This is a genomic window from Vibrio sp. T20, from assembly GCF_007858795.1.
GTDB classification, from domain to species: domain Bacteria; phylum Pseudomonadota; class Gammaproteobacteria; order Enterobacterales; family Vibrionaceae; genus Vibrio; species Vibrio satsumensis.
On sequence record NZ_VFEB01000078.1, the window covers coordinates 151,747 to 174,934 of the forward strand.

The 23,188-nt window shown below is 45.7% G+C and carries 18 protein-coding genes and 1 other RNA gene; all 19 read left to right on the top strand.

Annotated features, from left to right (window positions below):
• Positions 1-39: 39 nt before the first annotated feature.
• Positions 40-906 (top strand): 16S rRNA (cytidine(1402)-2'-O)-methyltransferase, encoded by an 867-nt coding sequence (gene rsmI / locus FTW16_RS06850; protein ID WP_019824587.1) that lies wholly within the window; start codon positions 40-42, stop codon positions 904-906.
• Positions 907-1,100: 194 nt separating this feature from the next.
• Positions 1,101-1,540: RNase P RNA component class A (gene rnpB, locus FTW16_RS06855), an RNA gene on the top strand.
• 228 nt (positions 1,541-1,768) lie between these two features.
• Complete coding sequence (gene rsmH / locus FTW16_RS06860) at positions 1,769-2,719, top strand: 16S rRNA (cytosine(1402)-N(4))-methyltransferase RsmH (protein ID WP_017059280.1); 951 nt, start codon at positions 1,769-1,771, stop codon at positions 2,717-2,719.
• Positions 2,720-2,722: 3 nt separating this feature from the next.
• On the top strand, positions 2,723-3,040 hold the full coding sequence (gene ftsL, locus FTW16_RS06865) for a cell division protein FtsL (RefSeq protein WP_061019056.1): 318 nt from the start codon (positions 2,723-2,725) through the stop codon (positions 3,038-3,040).
• A complete protein-coding gene (locus tag FTW16_RS06870) occupies positions 3,037-4,794 on the top strand; it encodes a penicillin-binding transpeptidase domain-containing protein (protein WP_146490522.1) in 1,758 nt (585 codons plus the stop codon). Before ftsL ends, FTW16_RS06870 begins: the two co-directional genes overlap by 4 nt.
• Positions 4,795-4,812: 18 nt before the next feature.
• Positions 4,813-6,297, top strand: coding sequence for a UDP-N-acetylmuramoyl-L-alanyl-D-glutamate--2,6-diaminopimelate ligase (murE, locus tag FTW16_RS06875; protein WP_146490523.1), 1,485 nt, complete (start codon positions 4,813-4,815; stop codon positions 6,295-6,297).
• Positions 6,297-7,670 (top strand): UDP-N-acetylmuramoyl-tripeptide--D-alanyl-D-alanine ligase, encoded by a 1,374-nt coding sequence (gene murF, locus FTW16_RS06880; RefSeq protein ID WP_146490524.1) that lies wholly within the window; start codon positions 6,297-6,299, stop codon positions 7,668-7,670. Before murE ends, murF begins: the two co-directional genes overlap by 1 nt.
• On the top strand, positions 7,667-8,749 hold the full coding sequence (gene mraY / locus FTW16_RS06885; protein ID WP_048658030.1) for a phospho-N-acetylmuramoyl-pentapeptide-transferase: 1,083 nt from the start codon (positions 7,667-7,669) through the stop codon (positions 8,747-8,749). Before murF ends, mraY begins: the two co-directional genes overlap by 4 nt.
• 58 nt (positions 8,750-8,807) lie before the next feature.
• Positions 8,808-10,124 carry a UDP-N-acetylmuramoyl-L-alanine--D-glutamate ligase gene (murD, locus tag FTW16_RS06890; protein ID WP_146490525.1) on the top strand — a complete coding sequence of 439 codons (1,317 nt, stop codon included), beginning with the start codon at positions 8,808-8,810 and terminating at the stop codon, positions 10,122-10,124.
• Between the two features lie 22 nt (positions 10,125-10,146).
• Complete coding sequence (ftsW, locus tag FTW16_RS06895; protein ID WP_146490526.1) at positions 10,147-11,343, top strand: cell division protein FtsW; 1,197 nt, start codon at positions 10,147-10,149, stop codon at positions 11,341-11,343.
• Between the two features lie 12 nt (positions 11,344-11,355).
• Complete coding sequence (murG, locus tag FTW16_RS06900; protein WP_146490527.1) at positions 11,356-12,417, top strand: undecaprenyldiphospho-muramoylpentapeptide beta-N-acetylglucosaminyltransferase; 1,062 nt, start codon at positions 11,356-11,358, stop codon at positions 12,415-12,417.
• Positions 12,418-12,430: 13 nt separating this feature from the next.
• A complete protein-coding gene (murC, locus tag FTW16_RS06905) occupies positions 12,431-13,891 on the top strand; it encodes a UDP-N-acetylmuramate--L-alanine ligase (protein WP_146490528.1) in 1,461 nt (486 codons plus the stop codon).
• Positions 13,892-14,169: 278 nt separating this feature from the next.
• Positions 14,170-14,862, top strand: a complete 693-nt coding sequence (locus FTW16_RS06915) for a cell division protein FtsQ/DivIB (protein WP_017059290.1) — start codon at positions 14,170-14,172, stop codon at positions 14,860-14,862.
• A complete protein-coding gene (gene ftsA, locus FTW16_RS06920; protein ID WP_010434747.1) occupies positions 14,855-16,123 on the top strand; it encodes a cell division protein FtsA in 1,269 nt (422 codons plus the stop codon). The genes FTW16_RS06915 and ftsA overlap by 8 nt, the downstream gene beginning before the upstream one ends.
• A gap of 31 nt (positions 16,124-16,154) precedes the next feature.
• Positions 16,155-17,384: a cell division protein FtsZ gene (gene ftsZ, locus FTW16_RS06925; protein ID WP_146490529.1), complete on the top strand. Its 1,230-nt coding sequence runs from the start codon at positions 16,155-16,157 to the stop codon at positions 17,382-17,384.
• 96 nt (positions 17,385-17,480) lie between these two features.
• The gene (lpxC, locus tag FTW16_RS06930; protein ID WP_010434751.1) at positions 17,481-18,398 is read left to right on the top strand and encodes a UDP-3-O-acyl-N-acetylglucosamine deacetylase; all 918 of its coding nucleotides are present in this window, start codon (positions 17,481-17,483) and stop codon (positions 18,396-18,398) included.
• 388 nt (positions 18,399-18,786) lie between these two features.
• Positions 18,787-21,513 (top strand): preprotein translocase subunit SecA, encoded by a 2,727-nt coding sequence (gene secA / locus FTW16_RS06935; RefSeq protein WP_061019049.1) that lies wholly within the window; start codon positions 18,787-18,789, stop codon positions 21,511-21,513.
• Between the two features lie 306 nt (positions 21,514-21,819).
• A complete protein-coding gene (gene mutT / locus FTW16_RS06940; RefSeq protein ID WP_076670693.1) occupies positions 21,820-22,218 on the top strand; it encodes an 8-oxo-dGTP diphosphatase MutT in 399 nt (132 codons plus the stop codon).
• A gap of 92 nt (positions 22,219-22,310) precedes the next feature.
• On the top strand, positions 22,311-23,135 hold the full coding sequence (gene dapB / locus FTW16_RS06945) for a 4-hydroxy-tetrahydrodipicolinate reductase (RefSeq protein ID WP_186728035.1): 825 nt from the start codon (positions 22,311-22,313) through the stop codon (positions 23,133-23,135).
• Positions 23,136-23,188 lie beyond the last annotated feature (53 nt).

Genomic DNA, 23,188 nt, shown 5'->3' on the forward strand with positions numbered 1-23,188 from the left:
ATTTGTATCTATATTAATCGTTGAAGTGATGGTAAACAAATGACAGATAACAAAACCTTGCTCACAGAGAGCCCAACTCTCTACATTGTGCCAACCCCAATCGGAAATTTGGGAGATATCACTCAAAGAGCAATTGAAATTTTATCAAGTGTCGATGTTATTGCAGCCGAAGACACACGCCACACGGGTAAGCTGCTTGCTCACTTCAATATATCAACCAGAACGTTCGCTTTACATGATCATAATGAACAAACTAAAGCGCAAGTTCTAGTCGAAAGGTTATTAGAAGGTCAGTCTATCGCATTAGTCTCTGATGCGGGTACTCCTTTAATTAGTGACCCAGGTTACCATCTTGTCTCACAATGTCGTCAAGCGGGTGTGAGAGTTGTGCCACTTCCTGGTGCTTGTGCTGTGATTACGGCGTTGAGTGCTTCTGGTTTACCGTCAGATCGTTTCAGCTTTGAAGGCTTTTTACCGCCAAAGAGCAAAGGTCGTAAAGACAAGTTCTTAGAGATCGCAAAGGCAGAGCGCACCTGCATCTTCTATGAATCACCACACCGTATTTCAGATTCTCTACAAGACATGCTTGAGATTCTTGGCCCTGACCGTGAGGTTGTATTGGCGCGAGAGCTAACCAAAACCTTTGAAACCATCCAAGGTCTACCACTGGGTGAACTTATTGAGTGGATTGAAGAAGACGCGAACCGTAAGCGCGGTGAGATGGTGTTACTGATTCATGGTCACCGTGAAGAAGCGAGCACAGAATTGCCAGACGAAGCGACTCGCACACTAGGTATTCTAACCAAAGAGTTGCCCCTTAAAAAAGCGGCGGCGATGACGGCAGAAATCTACAATCTGAAAAAGAACGCTTTATACAAATGGGGCCTAGAGCATCTAGACAACTAGATACCTTTTTGTTGAGTAGAAACCTCTTTATAGAGTAGCTAACCTGTATTGAAAAGCTTGTGAGGAGTGAGGGTAATACCGTCACTCCTCTTTTTTGTCTTAATTGTGTGAAATTCATGCAGTTGCTTAGAGGTTTGCAGCATATTTGTGATCTCGCTAGACACTGCGCTCTAATCTCTATACAATCCGCCCTCGGAGTTGAACGGGTAATCGCTGCTTTGCTGATGTCCTTCGGGAGACTGACGTTGAGGTCCTTCGGGAAACTGACGTTGAAGTCCTTCGGGAGACTGGTAGAGGGGAGGAACGTCCGGGCTCCATAGAGCAGGGTGCCAGATAACGTCTGGGGGGCGCGAGCCCACGACAAGTGCAGCAGAGAGAAGACCGCCGATGGCCTCATTTCTTCGGAAGGGGCACAGGTAAGGCTGAAAGGGTGCGGTAAGAGCGCACCGTGCGACTGGCAACAGTTCGTAGCAAGGTAAACTCCACCCGGAGCAAGATCAAATAGGCCCTCACATTGCGTTGCTCGCGTATGGGGGCGGGTAGATTGCTTGAGCCTGTGAGCGATTGCAGGCCTAGACGAATGGTTACCGCCGCGCAAGCGGAACAGAACCCGGCGTATGTGTCAACTCCACCTATATAAAGAACCCATCATTACTTAACGGTAGTGATGGGTTTTTTGCTTTATATTGACGTAAATTATTTAGATTTCCTTAGAATCCTTCACCCTGATATGAGCTTGGGTCAAAAATTCCCAAAGCCTAGACACAATATGGTGGAGATACAGCGTGAAATCAGTACACTAAAACGTTAATAGAACAAATTATTGCCGAACTAATGGCTCAATCCACTCACTGAGAAGACTATGACAGAAGCATTCAAACATATTTCAGTATTGCTTAACGAATCTATTGACGGACTTGCGATCAAACCTGACGGTACCTACATCGATGGTACTTTTGGTCGTGGTGGTCACAGCCGTACAATCCTGTCTAAACTGGGCGAGAATGGACGACTCTTTAGTATCGACCGCGATCCACAAGCGATTGCAGAAGCACAAAAGATTGATGACCCTCGTTTTACGATTATTCATGGCCCATTCTCAGGTATGGCTGAATATGCAGAGCGTTACGACTTAGTCGGTCAAGTGGATGGCGTATTACTGGATTTAGGTGTTTCTTCACCACAGCTGGATGACGCAGAGCGTGGCTTTAGCTTCATGAAAGACGGCCCGCTTGATATGCGTATGGATCCAACAACTGGCATTCCTGTATCTCAGTGGTTAGTTGAAGCTGACCTTGATGACATCACATGGGTTATCCGTGAGTTTGGTGAAGACAAACACGCTCGCCGTATCGCGAAAGGCATCATTGCTTATCAAGAGAATGAAGAGAACGAACCGCTAACGCGCACTGGCCAGTTGGCTAAGCTTATCTCAGATGTAGCACCAAAAAGCTTTAAAGAGAAAAAGCACCCAGCGACACGTGCTTTCCAAGCATTCCGTATCTACATCAACAGCGAGCTTGAAGAGATCGACACGGCACTGAAAGGTGCTGCAAGTATTCTTGCTCCAGAAGGTCGTTTATCTGTTATCAGCTTCCATTCACTTGAAGACCGCATGGTGAAGCGCTTTATCCGTAAAGAGAGCCAAGGCCCGCAAGTACCACATGGCTTGCCACTAACAGAAGAGCAGATCAAAGCGCTAGGCAGTGCTGATCTTAAGCCTGTTGGTAAAGCGATTAAACCATCAAAAGGCGAAGTGGATGAGAATACTCGTTCACGTAGCTCAGTATTACGAATCGCAGAAAAGCTATAGTCAATGAAGACCTCCAAACCTAACTTAGCCAAGATAATATTTTTTGATTTGATCTCCGTGGGTAAGATCCCATTGATGCTTCTTATCTGTATCTTTGCAAGTGCGATGGGGGTCGTTCTTACGACACATATGTCACGTCAGGCGATCACTCAAAAAGACATGGCATTGGTGGAGCGAGAACAGCTTGATGATGAGTGGCGAAATTTAATGCTTGAAGAGACGGCTCTGGCTGAACACAGTCGCGTTCAAGCATCGGCAAAAAGAGAGCTAGACATGAAACGTCCAGACTCTGACAAAGAAGTTGTGATCACACTGAAATGACCGGTAAAAAGGAAAAAGCACCCGCAAAAACCGTTAAGAAATCAACGAAAGAGCGTGTGAAGAGCGAAAAGGATTCGGATCCAATTCTTATTAAATGGCGTTTTAACGTCGTTATTGCTTTCGTGTTTCTTGCCTTTGCTGCACTGGTTGGCCGTGTGGCTTACATTCAAATTATTGAACCAGATAACTTAATTCGTCAGGGCGACCTTCGTTCAGTACGTGTTAAGGCCATTCCTTCTGCTCGCGGTATTATTTCAGACCGCAATGGCGAGCCGCTTGCTGTGAGTGTTCCTGTTGAGGCGGTATGGGCTGATCCAAAAACGATTTTTGACAAAAACGGCATGGCCAACATTGATCGTTGGTATGCGCTAGCTGATGTGCTTGGGTTAGAACGACAATCAATGATCGACAAGATCTCTAGCAACAAATCCCGTCGATTTATTTACCTGCAAAGACAAGTTAGCCCTGCGATGGCTAAATATATTCGCGATCTGAAGCTAGTGGGTATTGGTCTGAAAGCTGAATCTCGACGTTACTACCCTGCAGGCGAAGTCAGCGCGCACCTTATCGGCGTTACCGGGATTGATGGGCACGGCCTAGAAGGTGTTGAGCGCAGCTACGACAAATGGCTTACGGGCGAGGCGGGTAAGCGAACGATTCGTAAAGACCGCTATGGACGCGTTGTTGAAAACATTGCTTTAGAAGAGCGTGAAGAAGGTAAGCCACTCGAGCTCACAATCGATCAACGATTACAAGCGATAGCTTATCGAGCGATCAAGCAAGCTGTAGCCGATCATAAGGCGACTTCGGGCTCTGCAGTGTTACTCGATGTCAAGACGGGCGCAGTGTTAGCCATGGTCAATGCACCGTCTTACAACCCGAACAACCGCTCTGACTTACAAAGCTTTAAGATGCGAAACCGCGTGCTCACTGATGCCATGGAGCCTGGTTCGACAGTAAAACCTTTCGTGGTGTTAGCGGCACTGGAGAATGGGACGGCAGACGCGGAAACCATCATTGATACAGGTAATGGTATCATGCAGATTGGTGGCAGTCGCGTACGTGATACGTCGAAAGTCGGCAAAGCTGATTTAGCGTTGATCCTCAAAAAATCGAGTAATATCGGTGTAGCGAAGTTAGCGCTTGATATGCCACTTGAAGCCTTGCTTGGGATGTACAGCTCTGTCGGTTTAGGTGAGATGTCAGGGTTGAACCTGGTGGGGGAAACGGCGGGTATTTTCCCGAACCGTCGTCGCTGGTCTAAGTTTGAAATCGCTACCTTGGCATTTGGTTATGGATTAGCAGTTACGCCACTTCAATTGGCTCATGCTTACGCAACGTTAGCTAACAAAGGTATGTATGAACCAATTCACATCATCAAAAGTAACGACCAAGATTTCTCTAAGCAGATCATCAAGCGTGAGAACGCTGAGCTGGTTCTGCAAATGCTAGAAGGGGTAACTCAAAAGGGTGGTACGGCAACGAGAGCTGCTGTGCCTGGTTACCGAGTAGCAGCAAAAACAGGTACATCTCGTAAAGCAGAAGCTGGTGGGTACAGCGATGAATATATCGCTATTACATCTGGCTTTGCCCCAGTCAGTGACCCTAGAGTGGCGCTGGTTGTTGTGGTTAACGAGCCTCAAGGTGACCTTTACTATGGCGGTTCAGTCGCAGCCCCCGTTTTTTCTGAAATCATGAAGGGTGCACTGCAAATACTTAATGTCCCTGCTGATGAAAACAAATTTCAAGAATAGAGCCAATCAGGATTCAATATGAGTAATAGCCTCACGCTGTCATCTTTACTTTCTCCTTGGGGAGACTTCGGTTCTTCTGAGCTAGATGCGATTGCTGTTGAGCAGTTGGAGTTGGATAGCCGTGCGATCAAGGACGGTGATATTTTTGTTGCTGTAGTCGGACATGCTGTCGATGGCCGTCGTTTCATTGACAGAGCGGTCACACAGGGAGCTCATGCTGTTATTGCACAGGCCGATGCTGAAAAGCCCCATGGTCTGATTGAGTGGTTGGGTACTGTTCCGGTCATTTACATTAAAGACCTTAACTTGGTGTTATCTGAGTTGGCCGGCCGTGTTTACTCGTCTCAAGCGACTAAGTTGATTGGTGTTACCGGCACCAATGGCAAAACCACCATCACCCAATTGATTGCTCAGTGGCTTGATTTAGTCGGCCAACGTTCGGCAGTAATGGGCACCACGGGTAACGGTTTTCTAGGTAACCTTAAAACGGCGGCGAATACCACCGGCAGTGCCATCGAAATACAACGCACACTGAGTGAGTTGGCTGAAGAAAACGCCGTTTATACAGCAATGGAAATATCTTCTCATGGTTTGGTGCAAGGTCGAGTTAAAGCCTTGGACTTCGAAGTAGGTGTATTCACGAATTTGAGCCGTGATCATCTTGATTACCATGGCACGATGGAAGAGTACGCTTTGGCTAAGAAGAGCCTGTTTACTGAGCACAAATGCAATCACGCTGTCATAAACGTTGATGACGAAGTAGGTAAAGCTTGGATGACAGATTTATCGAGTGCGATTGCTGTTTCATTACTTCCATTAACGGGCTACCAGCAGTCGGTATGGGCATCTGACGTTGCCTATGCAGAAACTGGGATTAAGCTCTCTTTTGATGGTAGTTGGGGACAAGGCGATCTTTCGGTTCCACTGATTGGTCAGTTCAACGCATCAAACGTATTGGTTGCCTTTACGACCTTGCTGTCATTAGGTATCGATAAGCAAACCTTGGTCGACACTGCGCCTCAGCTACAACCTGTGATTGGTCGCATGGAACTGTTCCAAGTGCCGAGCAAAGCAAAAGTGGTTGTCGATTACGCGCATACGCCAGACGCTTTAGAAAAAGCATTAGCAGCATTGCGTGTTCATTGTTCTGGAAAACTGTGGGCTATCTTTGGCTGCGGCGGTGACCGTGACACTGGTAAACGCCCTATGATGGCAGCGACCGCAGAGCAGTTCGCCGATAAAATCATTATTTCAGATGACAACCCTCGTAGCGAAGCTCCTGCCTTGATTGTCCAAGACATGCTGTCAGGCTTAAGCAAACCTGAATCTGCATTTGTGGAACACGATCGCTACCAAGCGGTTAAGTTCGCGCTTGAACAGGCAGACAGCAATGACATTATTCTTTTGGCTGGTAAAGGCCATGAGGATTACCAAGTATTGAAAGACAAAACGGTACATTACTCAGACCGAGAGTCTGCGCTTCAACTTTTAGGTATTTCATAATGATTGATGTATCACTCGAACAGATTTGTTCTGCGGTCAGCGGTGAGTTGATTGAGTCTAGTAACTCAAACAATGCCGTAATTAATGCCGTTTCTACCGACACTCGCACCGTTGAAGAAGGCGCATTGTTTGTCGCTCTTGTTGGAGAACGCTTTGATGCGCATGACTTTTGTCATCAAGCGGTTGAGGCAAATGCGAGTGCGTTGTTAGTCGAACGAAAACTTGACCTAAATATTACTCAAGTTGTTGTTGAAGACACTAAACTTGCTTTAGGTCAGCTAAGTGCTTGGATCCACAAACAATGTGACGTGCCAACCATGGCGATAACAGGAAGCTGTGGCAAAACGACCGTCAAAGAGATGGTGGCGAGCATTCTGCAACAACGTGGCAAGGTGCTGTATACGGCGGGTAACTTCAATAATGATATTGGAGTACCACTAACCTTACTGCGCAGTGAACCAAATGACGACTATGCCGTGATAGAACTGGGTGCGAACCATATTGGTGAAATCGCCTATACTACGCAACTTGTGAAACCACAGGTGGCCTTAGTTAATAACGTCGCAGCCGCGCATCTAGAGGGCTTTGGCTCAATTGATGGTGTTAAAAAAGCGAAAGGTGAAATTTTTCAAGGGCTTGCTGCCGGTGATGCTGCTATTGTTAATTTAGATAGCAACGGTGGTGACTTTTGGAATGAAGTACTTGCCGATAAAACGGTACTGACATTTTCAGAAAGCGACAGCAATGCAGATTACTTTGCTAAGAACATTGGTATTAATGAGCAGGGTGAAGCCTGCTTTGAGATGCAAACTCCGCAAGGCGCTATGCCGGTTGAGCTCGGTATTATCGGTCAACATAACGTAGCGAATGCATTAGCAGCAGCGGCGTTGAGCATCCAATTTGGCGCCACGCTAGATGAAGTGAAAAATGGTTTAGCAAATCTTATCTCTGTCAAAGGACGAGTTGAGGTTCAACAATTAAGTCAGAATATCAAGCTGATAGATGACAGTTACAACGCCAGCGTACCTGCGATGAAAGCGGCAGCTAAACTGCTGTCGAGCTTCAAAGGTCAACGTTGGTTGATTTTAGGCAATATGGCTGAATTAGGCGACGAAAGCCTTGCACTTCACCGTCAAGTCGGTGAATATGCTGCCCCATTCGCTTTTGAGCATGTACTCACTTACGGTGATGATACCAAGGTGATTAGTGAGGTCTGTAATGGTACCCACTTTGCAACGCATCAAGCGATGTTCGCGCACATAGAGCAGCACTTAAGCTTGCCAGAAAACGCGTCGCATACCTTGTTGGTAAAAGGCGCTAATAGTGCAGGAATGAGTAAAATAGCCGCTGCTTTAAAGGAGAACTTTTCATGATAATTTGGCTTGCAGAGCTACTACAGCCACACTTTTCTTTTTTCCGTTTGTTCGAATACCTATCGTTTCGTGCAATCGCGAGTATTTTGACGGCTTTATGCCTGTCGCTGTGGATGGGACCTCGTTTAATCGAGCGTCTGCAAATGCTACAAATTGGCCAAGTTGTTCGTAACGACGGCCCTGAATCTCACTTTAGCAAACGTGGCACACCTACCATGGGTGGCGTGATGATCCTAGCTGCCATCATTATTACGGTATTAATGTGGGCTGATCTTTCTAACCCTTACGTTTGGGCTGTATTGGTTGTCCTTGGCGGTTACGGTGCGGTTGGCTTTGTTGATGACTACCGTAAAGTGGTTCGTAAAAACACAGATGGCTTGATTGCGCGTTGGAAATACTTCTGGCAATCGGCTATTGCACTGGTTGTGGCGTTTGCGCTGTATGCTCACGGGCACGATACTGCGGCAACCCAATTGGTTGTTCCTTTCTTTAAAGATGTGATGCCACAATTAGGTTTATTGTACATCGTACTGACTTATTTTGTTATTGTGGGTACCAGTAACGCGGTGAACCTAACAGACGGCCTAGATGGCTTGGCGATTATGCCAACGGTTATGGTTGCTGCTGGTTTTGCTGTGATTGCTTGGGCGACAGGTAACGTTAACTTCGCAGCATATCTACACATTCCATACATCCCATACACTTCTGAGCTTGTGGTTGTATGTACTGCCATAGTTGGTGCTGGACTTGGTTTCCTATGGTTCAACACCTACCCAGCACAAGTATTCATGGGCGATGTTGGCTCTCTAGCACTAGGTGGTGCTCTGGGTGTGATTGCTGTGTTGGTTCGCCAAGAGTTGGTACTGGTTATCATGGGCGGTGTGTTTGTAATGGAGACCCTGTCAGTAATCCTGCAGGTAGGCTCTTACAAATTGCGTGGCCAGCGTATTTTCCGCATGGCACCGATTCATCACCACTATGAACTTAAAGGTTGGCCTGAGCCGCGCGTAATCGTGCGCTTCTGGATCATCTCAATGGTATTAGTACTGGTTGGCCTAGCGACACTGAAAGTTCGTTAATCCTATGTGAGCCTCTGTCATAGAGGCTCTTTAAAACTATTAAGAGCATCTTGTTTAAATGGAACGTTGGCAAAATATTCAAAATGTAGTGGTTGTGGGGCTCGGTATTACCGGGCTCTCTGTCGTTAAACATCTCGTAAAATATCAGCCTCACACTCATGTGAAGGTCATTGATACGCGAGAACTACCACCGGGCAGAGAGTCTTTGCCTGAATCGGTAGAACTGCATTCTGGAAGCTGGAATAGCCAATGGTTAGCTGAGGCTGATTTAGTGGTCGCTAACCCAGGTATCGCCTTAGCGACCCCTGAAATACAAGATGTTATTCAAGCGGGAACTCCGGTTGTTGGCGATATTGAACTGTTTGGCTGGGCGGTAGACAAACCCGTCGTGGCAATAACAGGTTCTAATGGCAAGAGCACCGTGACCGACCTTACTGGTGTACTTGCAAAGGCTGCGGGTTTGAATGTCGGTGTGGGTGGCAATATTGGTATCCCTGCCTTAGAACTTTTAGAGCTTAATGCTGATTTATATGTTCTTGAGCTTTCAAGTTTTCAGTTAGAGACAACATCAAGCCTAAACTTAGCAGCAGCAGCATTTCTGAACCTGTCTGAAGATCATATGGATCGTTATCAAGGCATGGCCGACTACCGCGATGCCAAGCTAAGAATCTTTAACAATGCTCAATATGCGATTGTAAACCGCGACGATAAAGAGACGTATCCAGACCACAGCATGTCATTAGTAACATTCGGGCTCGACGACCAAGAGTTTGGTGTCGCGACAGTTGATGGTACCGAATGGCTAATGGACAACGGTAGACCTGTACTTTCTACCCAAGATTTAACATTGGTTGGACGTCACAATGTGGCAAATGCGTTAGTCTCGCTAGCACTGCTTAAACAAGTCGGTATCGATTACAGAAAAAGCCTTGAAGCCCTGAAAGCCTATAATGGTTTAACGCATCGTTGCCAAGTAGTGGCTGACAAACACGAAATTAAATGGGTTAACGACTCAAAAGCGACCAACGTAGCCAGTACATTAGCGGCTCTGTCGGGCTTAGAGTGCCGAGGTACTTTGTATCTTCTGGTTGGCGGGGTTGGTAAAGGTGCCGACTTCAGTGAGCTTAAGCCTGTGTTGTCGCAACTAGTACGCGTTCAACTGTGTTGTTTTGGTGAAGATGCCGATCAATTCATGCCTCTACACCCATCTGCACAAAAGTTCGATACCATGCAGCAGATAATCGAATCCATCTCACCACAGTTGGTGGCTGGAGATATGGTGATGCTCTCTCCTGCGTGCGCAAGCTTCGATCAATTTAATAACTTCATGGCAAGAGGTGATGCGTTCACTGAACTTGCTCATGAGTATGCCTAACGTGTTGAAGGACTAACATTCAGTGCAAAGAGTGAAAGAGATCAATCAATCTATTTGGCAATGGCTTAACCGTGCCACACCAGAGGCGCTCTATGATCGTCAATTGGTATGGATTGCTCTTGGACTGATGCTGACGGGTTTGGTAATGGTAACGTCGGCTTCGTTCCCAATCAGTGCTCGTTTAACCGATCAACCGTTTCACTTTATGTTCCGTCATGCCATCTTCCTTGTGTTGGCATTAGGTGTCTCCAGCGTCATATTGCAAATCCCTATGCAGCGCTGGTTTCAATACAGTATGTATCTACTGGGCTTATCCTTTTTCTTGCTGATTGTGGTATTAGCCGTCGGTAAATCGGTTAACGGCGCATCGCGTTGGATCCCATTAGGGTTATTTAACTTACAACCTGCTGAGGTAGCCAAGTTATCGCTGTTTATCTTTATGGCGGGCTACTTGGTTCGTAAACAGGACGAAGTGAGAAAAACCTTCTTCGGTGGTTTTGCCAAACCCATCATGGTGTTTGGCGCCTTTGCCGTGTTGCTATTGGGCCAGCCCGATTTAGGTACCGTAGTCGTAATGCTAGTTACTTTGTTTGGCATGCTATTCATTGCTGGTGCCAAGCTTTCACAGTTTATCGCCTTGATGGTGGCGGGTATTGCCGCAGTCGTCGGCTTGATTGTTATAGAGCCTTACCGTGTTCGACGTGTTACCTCATTCTGGGAACCTTGGAACGACCCTTTCGGTAGTGGTTACCAGTTAACTCAGTCATTGATGGCGTTCGGCCGTGGTGATTGGATGGGGCAAGGGCTTGGTAACTCAATTCAAAAGCTCGAATACCTACCCGAAGCGCACACCGATTTTGTATTTGCTGTGTTGGCAGAAGAATTGGGTTTTGTTGGCGTAACCTTGGTGTTGATGCTGATCTTTAGCTTGGTTTTTAAAGCCATTCTTATTGGTAAAAAGGCCTTTGAAAATGACCAAGTGTTCAGTGGCTACCTGGCATTTGGCATCGGCATTTGGTTTGCTTTTCAGACGCTTGTTAATGTGGGTGCTGCTTCAGGTATCGTCCCGACCAAAGGTCTAACCTTACCGTTGATCAGTTATGGTGGTTCAAGTCTTATCGTGATGTCGGTGGCGGTTTCTATGTTGCTGCGTATCGATCACGAGTGCCGGATACAACAAAAAGAACAAGCCGATAATCAAAACGAATTAGTAGAATAAGAATCTAACGTGATGACAAAAAACAAAAAACTTTTAGTGATGGCTGGTGGTACTGGCGGTCACGTTTTCCCTGGCTTAGCCGTGGCTAAAAAGCTTCAGCAACAAGGCTGGGAAATTCGCTGGTTAGGAACTGCAGACAGAATGGAAGCGGATTTGGTGCCAAAGCATGGTATTGAGATCGACTTTATCAAGGTGAAAGGCCTTCGTGGTCAAGGCATTAGCAAGCTAATTAAAGCGCCGTTCCAGATTATTAATGCCATACTTCAAGCAAGACAACACATTAAAGCATGGCAGCCTGATGTGGTGCTCGGCATGGGTGGTTACGTGAGTGGTCCCGGTGGTATCGCGGCTTGGTTGTCTGGTATTCCAGTAGTTCTGCATGAACAAAATGCAGTGGCAGGTTTAACCAACCAATGGCTGTCTAAGATTGCTAAAAAGGTTTTCCAAGCTTTTCCGGGTGCGTTTCCTACTGCAGAAGTCGTGGGTAACCCAGTACGCGAAGATGTTGTTGCCTTAACTGAACCCGATCAACGCATGGCTGAGCGTGATGGTGACATCCGCATTTTGGTTATGGGTGGTAGCCAAGGCGCTAAAATCCTAAATGATACACTGCCTTTGACATTGGCTCAGTTAGGCGCTGGTTTTACTGTGATGCACCAAGCCGGTAAAAACAATCAACAGCAAGTGATTGAACAATACAAATCACATTCTGTAGATAATGTACAAGTGACTGAATTTATTGATGATGTGGCGCAAGCTTATGAGTGGGCAGATCTATTAGTGTGTCGGTCAGGGGCATTAACCGTATCAGAAGTATCTGCAGCAGGTGTTGGTTCTATCTTCGTTCCGTTTATGCATAAAGATAGGCAACAAGCGTTGAATGCCGACCACTTAGTTGAATGTGGAGCAGCGTTAATGATTGAACAGCCTCAATTGACGGCTGATAAGTTAGCGAACACTATCGCTCAGCTTGATAGAAATGAATTAAAAATGATGGCAACAAAAGCTCGTCAAGCAGCCAAGCTTGATGCTGATGTGACCGTCGCTGAAGCAATTAAAGCTTTAGCAAAATAATGAGATTGAATTGATGACGATTGAACATACCCAAGACTTAGCGCAAATCCGTGCAATGGTGCCAGAGATGCGCCGTGTTAAATCTATCCACTTCATTGGTATTGGTGGTGCTGGAATGAGCGGGATTGCTGAAGTCTTGCTAAATGAAGGCTACCAGATCACGGGTTCTGATATTGCTCAAAACCCAGTGACTGATCGTTTAGTTAGCAAGGGCGCGACCGTTTATATCGGTCACCAAGCAAGTAACGTTGCCGACGCAAGTGTGGTGGTGGTTTCAACCGCTATCAACGAAAAAAATCCAGAAATTATTGCTGCTCGTGAAGCGCGTACACCTATCGTTCGTCGTGCAGAAATGCTGGCTGAGCTGATGCGTTTTCGTCACGGCATTGCTGTGGCAGGTACGCACGGTAAGACAACCACGACTGCGCTAGTGACACAGATTTACTCGGAAGCAGGCCTAGATCCAACCTTCGTAAACGGTGGTTTGGTGAAAAGTGCAGGCACTAACGCACGTTTAGGTTCAAGCCGTATTCTTATCGCTGAAGCCGATGAGAGTGATGCGTCATTCTTACATCTGCAACCAATGGTTAGTATCGTAACTAACATCGAAGCGGATCATATGGATACCTACGGTGGCGATTTTGAAACGCTAAAGCAGACGTTTATTGACTTCTTACACAACCTGCCATTCTACGGTCAGGCTGTGATGTGTGTTGATGATCCTGTAGTACGTGAGCTTATCCCTCAGGTAAGTCGCCAAGTGATTACTTACGGTTTCTCAGAAGATGCGGATATTCGTATTGAGAACTACGTACAAGAAGGTCAACAAGGTAAGTTCACGGTGGTACGTGAAGGTAAAGCTAACCTTGATATCACATTAAATATTCCGGGTCGTCACAATGCACTGAATGCGTCAGCGGCGATCGCTGTTGCAACAGAAGATGACATCAGCGATGAAGCGATTCTAAAAGCGATGGCGGGAACCGAAGGCACTGGTCGCCGTTTCGATCACCTAGGTGAGTACGAAACAGGTAAAGGCGTTGCTATGTTGGTTGATGATTACGGTCATCACCCAACCGAAGTTGATGTGACGATTCAAGCTGCACGAAGTGGCTGGACTGATAAACGTCTTGTGATGATCTTCCAACCACACCGTTATAGCCGTACTCGCGATCTGTATGATGATTTCGCGAACGTTCTTGAACAGGTTGATGTCCTAATTCTGTTAGATGTTTATTCTGCAGGTGAGAAACCTATTGCAGGGGCAGACGGACGTTCATTAAGTCGAACTATTCGCGGGCGTGGTAAGATAGATCCAATCTTTGTTGCCGATATCAACGCGCTGCCGTCGGCTTTAGCCAATGTAATTCAAGGCGGTGACCTTGTTTTAACGCAGGGGGCAGGCGATGTTGGTCGAGTGGCGAAGCAGTTGGAATCGTTACAGTTAGACATTAATAAAATGCAGAACGCGTAACAGAATACTGTCTACAGACTGTGGTCAATCGCTCACTTCTTGCGATTGACCTAAAATTGACCAAAAATCTTATTATCAACGTTTGATAGTTTGATTTTGCTCAGTATAATTCATAGGTTAAAGTAAGTGCTTTTACCTCTATTACGAAGATAGGGAATAGAATTGCGAACCAACGACAGGGAATGCGGGCTTTGGTAGAAAGTACTTTTAGCGAAAACCGCCACCTATTCAGTTTACCGTCGCTCAAGAAACACGCCTTAGGTGGGTCTTTTTTTGTCATGGTATTGCTTTTCATTGGGTTTCTTTTCTATACCACACTGACTTGGATGTGGGACGATCAGCGATTGCCTCTCTCCAAAATAGTACTTCAAGGCGACTTAACTTACGTAACCGCTGGTGATGTTCAACATGCGTTTAGCGAGCTAGAGCATATCGGAACATTCATGTCGCAAGACATTGGTGTGTTGCAAGACAGTTTAGAAGCGTTACCTTGGGTTTCAGTGGTCTCCATTCGTAAGCAGTGGCCAGACACAATAAAAGTATTTTTGACTGAGTACCATGCAGCAGCAATCTGGAACGGCAACATGCTGCTGAATGACGATGGTCAGGTGTTTAATGGTGATATCGGCCTGTTGAAGGGTGATAGAGTTAAGCTTTACGGCCCAGACGGCACCAGCCAAGAAGTGATAGAAAAGTGGCGACAGATAACCCCTTTGATTAACAGTCTAGGGTTAACCGTTACCTCGCTCGTTCTCAATGAGCGTCGCGCTTGGCAAATAATCCTAGATAACGGTATCCGTTTAGAACTAGGTAAAGATTCTTTAGATGAGCGTGTTGAACGCTTTATTTCGCTTTACAACGAACTTGGTAGTAAAGCGAATCAAGTGAGCTACATCGACCTCAGGTATGATACGGGAGCCGCTGTAGGCTGGTTTCCAGAGCAAGAGTTAGAAGAGAGCACAGATGACTAAGACCGCAGATGACAACATAATCGTTGGTCTTGATATAGGCACTGCGACCATATCAGCTCTGGTTGGTGAAATATTGCCTGATGGTCAAATCAATATCATTGGCTCTGGGCAAAGCCCATCCAGAGGTATGGATAAAGGTGGTGTAAACGACCTAGAGTCGGTAGTGAAGTCGGTTCAGCGAGCTATTGATCAAGCAGAGTTGATGGCGGAATGCCAAATCAGCAATGTATTTATCTCGCTATCGGGTAAACATATCGCAAGCCGAATTGAAAAAGGCATGGGCACTATCTCTGATGAAGAGGTGTCTCAAGACGATATGGATCGAGCGATCCATACCGCGAAATCAATTAAAATAGGTGATGAGCAGAGAATTCTGCACGTGATCCCACAAGAATTTACCATTGATTATCAAGAAGGGATTAAGAACCCACTTGGCTTATCCGGTGTTCGAATGGAAGTCAGTGTTCACCTAATTTCTTGCCATAGCGACATGGCGAGAAACATTATTAAAGCTGTTGAACGATGTGGTCTCACAGTAGAACAAATCGTGTTTTCAGGACTTGCCTCAAGCAATGCGGTAATTACTGAAGACGAGAGAGAGCTTGGAGTGTGTGTGGTCGATATCGGTGCGGGTACGATGGATATTTCCATTTGGACTGGCGGCGCACTTCGACACACAGAAGTCTTTTCCTACGCAGGAAATGCAGTAACCAGTGATATTGCCTTCGCTTTCGGCACGCCAGTGAGCGATGCTGAAGAGATAAAAGTAAACCATGGTTGCGCTCTGAGTGAACTCGTAAGCAAGGATGACTCTGTTAACGTCCCAAGTGTTGGTGGTCGCCCATCGAGAAGTTTGCAACGACAAACTTTGTCGGAAGTGATCGAACCACGTTACACTGAACTTATGGGTCTCGTTAACCAAACTATTGATACGGTTCAATTACAGCTACGCGATGAGGGTATTAAACACCACCTTGCAGCTGGCGTCGTTCTCACTGGTGGAGCGGCACAAATTGACGGGTTGGTAGAGTGTGCGGAACGTGTTTTCCGCAATCAAGTTCGAGTTGGTAAGCCGTTAGAAGTTAGTGGCTTAACTGACTATGTTAAAGAGCCGTATCATTCTACGGCGGTTGGTTTACTTCATTACGCAAGAGATTGTCAGATCAGTGATGAAGGTGATTATAGCGAACCTAAGCGTTCAGCACCTTCTATGTCTGGTTTATTTGGTAAATTGCGTAATTGGATACAAAAAGAGTTTTAACCTGAGTTGCAGGAAAAAACGGAGATAACACATGTTTGAACCGATGATGGAAATGTCTGACGATGCGGTAATTAAAGTCGTTGGAGTTGGTGGCGGTGGCGGTAACGCTGTTGAGCACATGGTGCGTGAGTCAATCGAAGGTGTAGAGTTCATCAGTGTTAACACTGACGCACAAGCACTTCGTAAAACAAGCGTGAGCAGCGTGATCCAAATTGGTGGTGATATCACTAAAGGCTTGGGCGCTGGTGCAAACCCACAAGTAGGCCGTGATGCAGCTCTCGAAGATCGAGAAAGAATTAAAGAAGTTCTAACTGGCGCCGATATGGTATTTATCGCAGCTGGTATGGGCGGTGGTACTGGTACAGGTGCTGCTCCAGTTATTGCTGAAGTTGCGAAAGAGTTGGGTGTGCTAACGGTTGCTGTGGTAACTAAGCCATTTAGCTTTGAAGGCAAAAAGCGTTTAGCGTTTGCTGAGCAAGGTATTGAAGAGCTTTCTAAACATGTGGATTCTTTAATTACGATTCCAAATGAGAAGCTACTTAAAGTACTTGGCCGCGGCGTAACTCTGCTAGAAGCTTTCGCAAGTGCAAATGATGTACTTAAAAATGCTGTACAAGGTATCGCAGAGCTAATTACTCGCCCTGGTATGATTAACGTCGATTTCGCGGATGTTCGCACCGTGATGTCTGAGATGGGTCATGCAATGATGGGTAGCGGTATCGCAAAAGGTGAAGACCGTGCTGAAGAAGCTGCTGAAACGGCAATTTCTAGCCCACTACTAGAAGACATCGACCTAGCTGGCGCGCGTGGCGTTCTTGTGAACATCACAGCAGGCCTAGATATGCGTCTAGATGAGTTCGAAACAGTAGGTAATACAGTTAAGGCATTCGCATCTGATAACGCAACAGTTGTGATTGGTACTTCTCTAGACCCTGATATGACGGATGAAATCCGTGTAACTGTTGTTGCAACAGGTATCGGTACAGAGAAAAAACCAGACATTACATTAGTTGCTGGTGGTAAAGCTAAGGTTGCAACAACTCCTCAACCACAGGTAGCGGCTCAAACTGCACCAAAAGTGGAAGAGAAAGTGGCACAGCCATTGCAGGAAAAAACTGAGGTTAAACCTCAAGTTAAGCCGCAGCCAACAACGTCTCCTGTTTCTTCAGGTACAGGCGCTAGCCAAAGTGCAGCACCTAAAGCTGAGAAAGAGAGTGGATACTTAGATATTCCAGCATTCTTACGACGTCAGGCTGATTAACAAATACCCAAAATTTGACTATCGTCGAATTAATGGTAAAATTCGCGGTCGGTAAATACTGACCGTGATTTGTAGCACTGATAACGAGGCAAGCAGATGATCAGACAACGTACTCTGAAAGAAATTGTGAAAACAACTGGTGTGGGTCTCCACTCTGGTCGTAAAGTCACACTTACTCTTCGCCCGGCAGCTGCAAATACAGGCATTGTTTATCGTCGTACAGATGTAAATCCACCTGTAGATTTTCCAGCTGATCCAGCGTCAGTTCGTGACACTATGCTATGTACAGCTCTTGTTAATGACGAAGGCGTACGTATCTCTACAGTGGAACACCTTAACGCAGCTCTAGCGGGTATGGGCATCGACAACATTATTGTTGAAGTAGATGCTCCTGAGATCCCAATTATGGATGGTAGCGCAAGCCCATTCGTATACTTGCTACAGCAAGCAGGTGTAGAAACACTGAATGCAGCGAAGCGTTTTATTCGTATCAAAAAGCCTATCCGTTTTGAAGATGGCGATAAGTGGGCAGAATTTGTTCCATTTAACGGCTTCCGCATGGACTTTGAGATCGACTTTAACCACCCAGCAATTGAATCTGATGAGCAACGTTTGTTGTTTGATTTCTCTTCACAAGGCTTTGTGAAAGAGATCTCTCGCGCTCGTACTTTCGGTTTCATGCGTGATATTGAGTATCTACAATCTCAAAACCTAGTACTTGGCGGTAGCTTCGATAATGCTATCGTTCTAGACGAATACCGAATTCTTAATGAAGAAGGTCTACGTTTTGACAATGAGTTCGTAACTCACAAAGTACTCGATGCGATTGGTGACTTGTATATGTGTGGACACGCTATTATTGGTGAGTTCCGTGCATACAAATCAGGTCACGGCCTAAACAACCAACTACTACGTGCAGTACTTGCTGACGCAGAAGCTTGGGAATGGGCAACATTCGAAGAGGAAGTAGGCTCTCCTGTTGCATTTGCTGAGCCAGGAATGGTTCTAGCGTAATTGTTGTTTACAACAATATAAGATTTCGAAAACCAGGTCATTGACCTGGTTTTTTTGTATCTATTTTCCAGATACAGTGTCGTCAACATCCGAAAGTTGTCTACCAATGAGCTACAGTCTGGCTAATCCGTCAGCAATTAGAAAGAAAAGTTCCAAGCACATCAAACAAATGGGGTTATTAATGGTCGTTGGTGTGAAAATTACTTACACTAAAGGGCATTAATTTTAACTCAAGCCTTGAAAACTCTACTCTCAAGTACAATATCAAAGATACTAGATTTATCTCAGTATCCTTGGTTAGTAACTGAAGACTAGTTCATAGCTAGTAGAGACTGACGGCATTTAAAATAGATCGCGGACGATCTGAGAACGAAGAGATTCCAAGCACATGATTACTAAGCTGCTGACAAAGGTAATTGGCAGTCGCAATGACAGAACACTGCGCCGCCTTAGAAAAATTGTAAAAGAAATTAATAACTACGAACCAACGTTTGAAGCACTTTCAGACGAAGAGCTAAAAGCAAAAACGGTTGAGTTTCGTGAGCGCTTAGATAAAGGTGAATCGCTAGACCAACTTCTACCGGAAGCATTTGCTACGGTACGTGAAGCGTCTAAGCGTGTTTACGGCATGCGTCACTTTGACGTGCAAATGATTGGTGGCATGGTTCTAAATGCTGGCCAAATTGCAGAAATGCGTACTGGTGAAGGTAAGACTCTTACAGCAACCTTACCAGCTTATCTTAACGCCCTACCTAGCAAAGGTGTTCACGTAGTAACGGTGAACGACTACCTAGCGAAACGTGATGCGGAAACAAACCGCCCATTATTTGAATTCCTTGGTATGACCGTTGGCGTGAACGTGCCAAACATGGCTCCGCCAGAGAAAAAAGAAGCGTACCAAGCTGACATCCTATACGGAACAAACAACGAGTTTGGTTTCGATTACCTACGTGACAACATGGCTTTCCGTGCTGAAGATCGTGTTCAACGCGAACGCTTCTTTGCTGTTGTCGATGAAGTTGACTCAATCTTAATTGATGAAGCTCGTACTCCACTTATTATCTCTGGCCCTGCTGAAGATAGCTCAGACCTTTACACGCGTATTAACACGTTAATTCCGAACCTTGAGCGCCAAGATAAAGAAGATTCTGAAGAGTACCGTGGTGAAGGTCACTACACCATGGACGAGAAATCGAAGCAGGTTCACCTGACTGAAAACGGTCAAGAATTTGTAGAAGAGCTAATGGTGAAAAACGGCCTGATGGAAGAGGGCGATACGCTTTACTCTCCAACAAACATCAGCCTATTGCACCATGTTAATGCAGCGCTTCGTGCACACGTATTGTTTGAGAAAGACGTCGACTACATCGTTACTGAAGAAGGCGAAGTGGTTATCGTTGATGAACATACTGGTCGTACTATGCCAGGTCGTCGTTGGTCTGAAGGTTTACACCAAGCTGTTGAAGCTAAAGAAGGTGTGAAGATTCAGAATGAAAACCAGACTCTAGCATCGATTACATTCCAGAACTTCTTCCGTCTATACGAAAAACTGTCAGGTATGACAGGTACTGCCGATACTGAAGCTTTCGAATTCCAGTCTATCTACGGCCTAGAAACTGTGGTTATCCCAACCAACAAGCCAATGGTTCGTAACGATATGCCTGATGTGGTTTATCGTACTGAAGAAGACAAGTTCAATGCGATCATTGAAGACATCAAAGACCGTGTAGCAGCTGGTCAACCATCATTGGTTGGTACGGTTTCTATCGAGAAGTCTGAACTACTGTCTAACGCACTGAAAAAAGCAAAAATTAAGCACAGCGTTCTAAATGCTAAATTCCACGAAATGGAAGCAGAGATCGTTGCACAAGCTGGTATGCCGAGTGCGGTAACTATCGCAACTAACATGGCTGGTCGTGGTACCGATATCGTGTTAGGTGGTAGCTGGCAGGCACAAGTTGAGAAGCTAGAGAATCCAACCAAAGAGCAGATCGATAAGATCAAAGCTGATTGGAGAATCATCCACGATAAAGTACTTGAGTCAGGTGGTCTGCACATTATTGGTACTGAGCGTCATGAATCTCGCCGTATCGATAACCAGCTACGTGGTCGTTCTGGTCGTCAAGGTGATGCGGGTTCTTCTCGTTTCTACCTATCAATGGAAGATTCTCTGTTACGTATCTTTACATCGGATCGTATGGCTGGTCTTATCCAAAGTGGTATGGACGAAGGCGAAGCGATCGAATCTAAGATGCTTTCTCGCTCAATTGAAAAAGCACAACGTAAAGTTGAAGGTCGTAACTTCGATATTCGTAAGCAGCTTCTTGAGTACGATGATGTAGCCAATGACCAACGTAAAGTGGTTTATGAGCTTCGTGACGAACTGATGAGTTCTGACGACATCAGCGAAATGATCGAACACAACCGTGAAGACGTGTTTACTTCGGTTATCGATGAGTACATTGCTCCTCAATCTCTTGAAGATATGTGGGATATCGCTGGTCTGCAAGATCGTCTGAAGAATGACTTTGATCTAGACTTTGATATTCAAGGTTGGTTAGACGAAGACGACAAGCTTTACGAAGAAGCATTGCGTGAACGAATCCTAGGTATGGCGGTTGATTCGTACAAACAGAAAGAAGAAGTGGTTGGTGCTCAAGTACTGCGTAACTTCGAGAAGTCTGTGATGCTACAAACGCTAGATGGTCTTTGGAAAGAGCACTTGGCTGCGATGGATCACCTTCGTCAAGGTATCCACCTTCGTGGTTATGCTCAGAAGAACCCGAAACAAGAGTACAAGCGTGAGTCGTTTGAACTGTTTGAAGGCCTACTAGATGTACTAAAAACAGACGTTGTTACCATTCTTTCTAAAGTTCGCGTTCAGCAACAAGAAGAAGTTGAAAAGATGGAAGCGCAACGTCAAGCCCAAGCTGAAGAAGCGGCGCGTCGTGCAAAAGCACAACATGCAACAGCTGAAAACCAGCTAGGCGATAATGAAGCTGAAGCTGCATCTCCACAAACGGTAGTACGTGATGAGCGTAAAGTGGGTCGTAACGAACCATGCCCATGCGGAAGTGGCAAAAAATATAAACAGTGTCACGGTAAAATTGACTAAGCTTGGTGAATCGTTGCTGTAACGGATGATTGCAGTGTCGGAGGTACTCACTTACTAACGTAAGCTCCGTGCCTCCTCCTCGCACTCAACACGTCACAGCTTAGCTTCACACAAACTTACTGATAAAAAGAGTCGCTTAGGCGGCTCTTTTTGTATATGAAAATAATAAGGTTTCGATGGCGTCATCCTCGAGAGTGAGGGACGAGCGAGTCGTGGACCTTTGGAACTAACAAAAGAACAGATTCCCTATCTAATTCGTTCCTCATTGTAGGGAATGACGGTAAGGGCACAAAAGGAACACCATCAATGAAAAGAATCCACATTGTAGCTGGAATTATCTTTAACCAAGATAAGTCACAGGTATTTATTACTAAGCGCCCAGACGACAAGCATAAAGGCGGTTTCTGGGAATTTCCTGGTGGTAAAGTAGAAGTAGGCGAAACCATTGAACAGGCGATGACTCGTGAACTTGATGAAGAAATCGGTATCAATGTGACTGAACAGTCTCTGTTTGAACATCTTGAGTTTGATTACAGTGACAAGTCGCTTAAGTTTGATTTCATCCTTGTGACTGATTTCGAGCAACAGCCTTATGGTAAAGAAGGGCAACAAGGTGAATGGGTCGATCTTGAATCATTGAGCCAATACGCATTCCCTGAAGCGAATGTGCCAATTTTAGAGCGAGTAATAAAAGAGTTTTCGTAATTGCTAGCCTGAGTTTGAGATTGTTGTTAGTTTAAAGAGATTAATCGATTGAACGTTGCTGCAAGAGATAAGTGGTAACGGTAACCAAAACAATGGAGATATTCGCAGTGGTAAGAATTGCAATTGCAGGAGCAGCGGGCCGTATGGGTCGCAACTTGGTGAAAGCCGCTCATCATAATTCAGAAGCAAGTGTTGGTGCTGGTTCAGAGCGTCCAGAGTCATCTTTGGTCGGAGTTGATGTTGGCGAGTTATGCGGTGAAGGTCGTTTTGATGTTGCTCTAGTGGATGACTTGTCTAAAGCGATCGAAGAGTTTGATGTGATTGTCGATTTTACTGCACCTGTTAGCACATTAGCGAATATTGAACTTTGTAAACGTCATGGTAAAAAGCTGATCATCGGTACGACGGGTTTCTCTGAAGAAGAGAAGCAGGTGATTGATGCAGCTTCAAGAGAGATGCCTATCGTAATGGCACCTAACTACAGTGTCGGTGTGAACCTGGTATTTAAGCTGCTAGAGAAGGCCGCTAAAGTGATGGGCGATTATTGTGATGTCGAGATCGTTGAGGCTCACCACCGTCATAAAGTTGATGCACCTTCTGGTACTGCGATTGGCATGGGCGAAGCGATTGCTGGTGCGATGGGCAATGAGCTAAACGATGTAGCCGTGTGGTCACGTGAAGGCATTACTGGCGAGCGTACAAAAGATGAGATTGGTTTTGCGACAATTCGAGCTGGCGACATTATTGGCGAGCATACCGCTATGTTTGCTGATATCGGTGAGCGAGTCGAAATTACTCATAAAGCCACAGATCGAATGACCTTTGCTAATGGTGCAATCAAGGCAGCAGTTTGGTTAAATGACAAACCTGCTGGCTTTTATACCATGACTGACGTCCTTGGTTTGAACGATCTGTAAATAGATATTTATGCGCTGGCAACTGCCGGCGCTTTCTTTATTTAGTCCCTTTT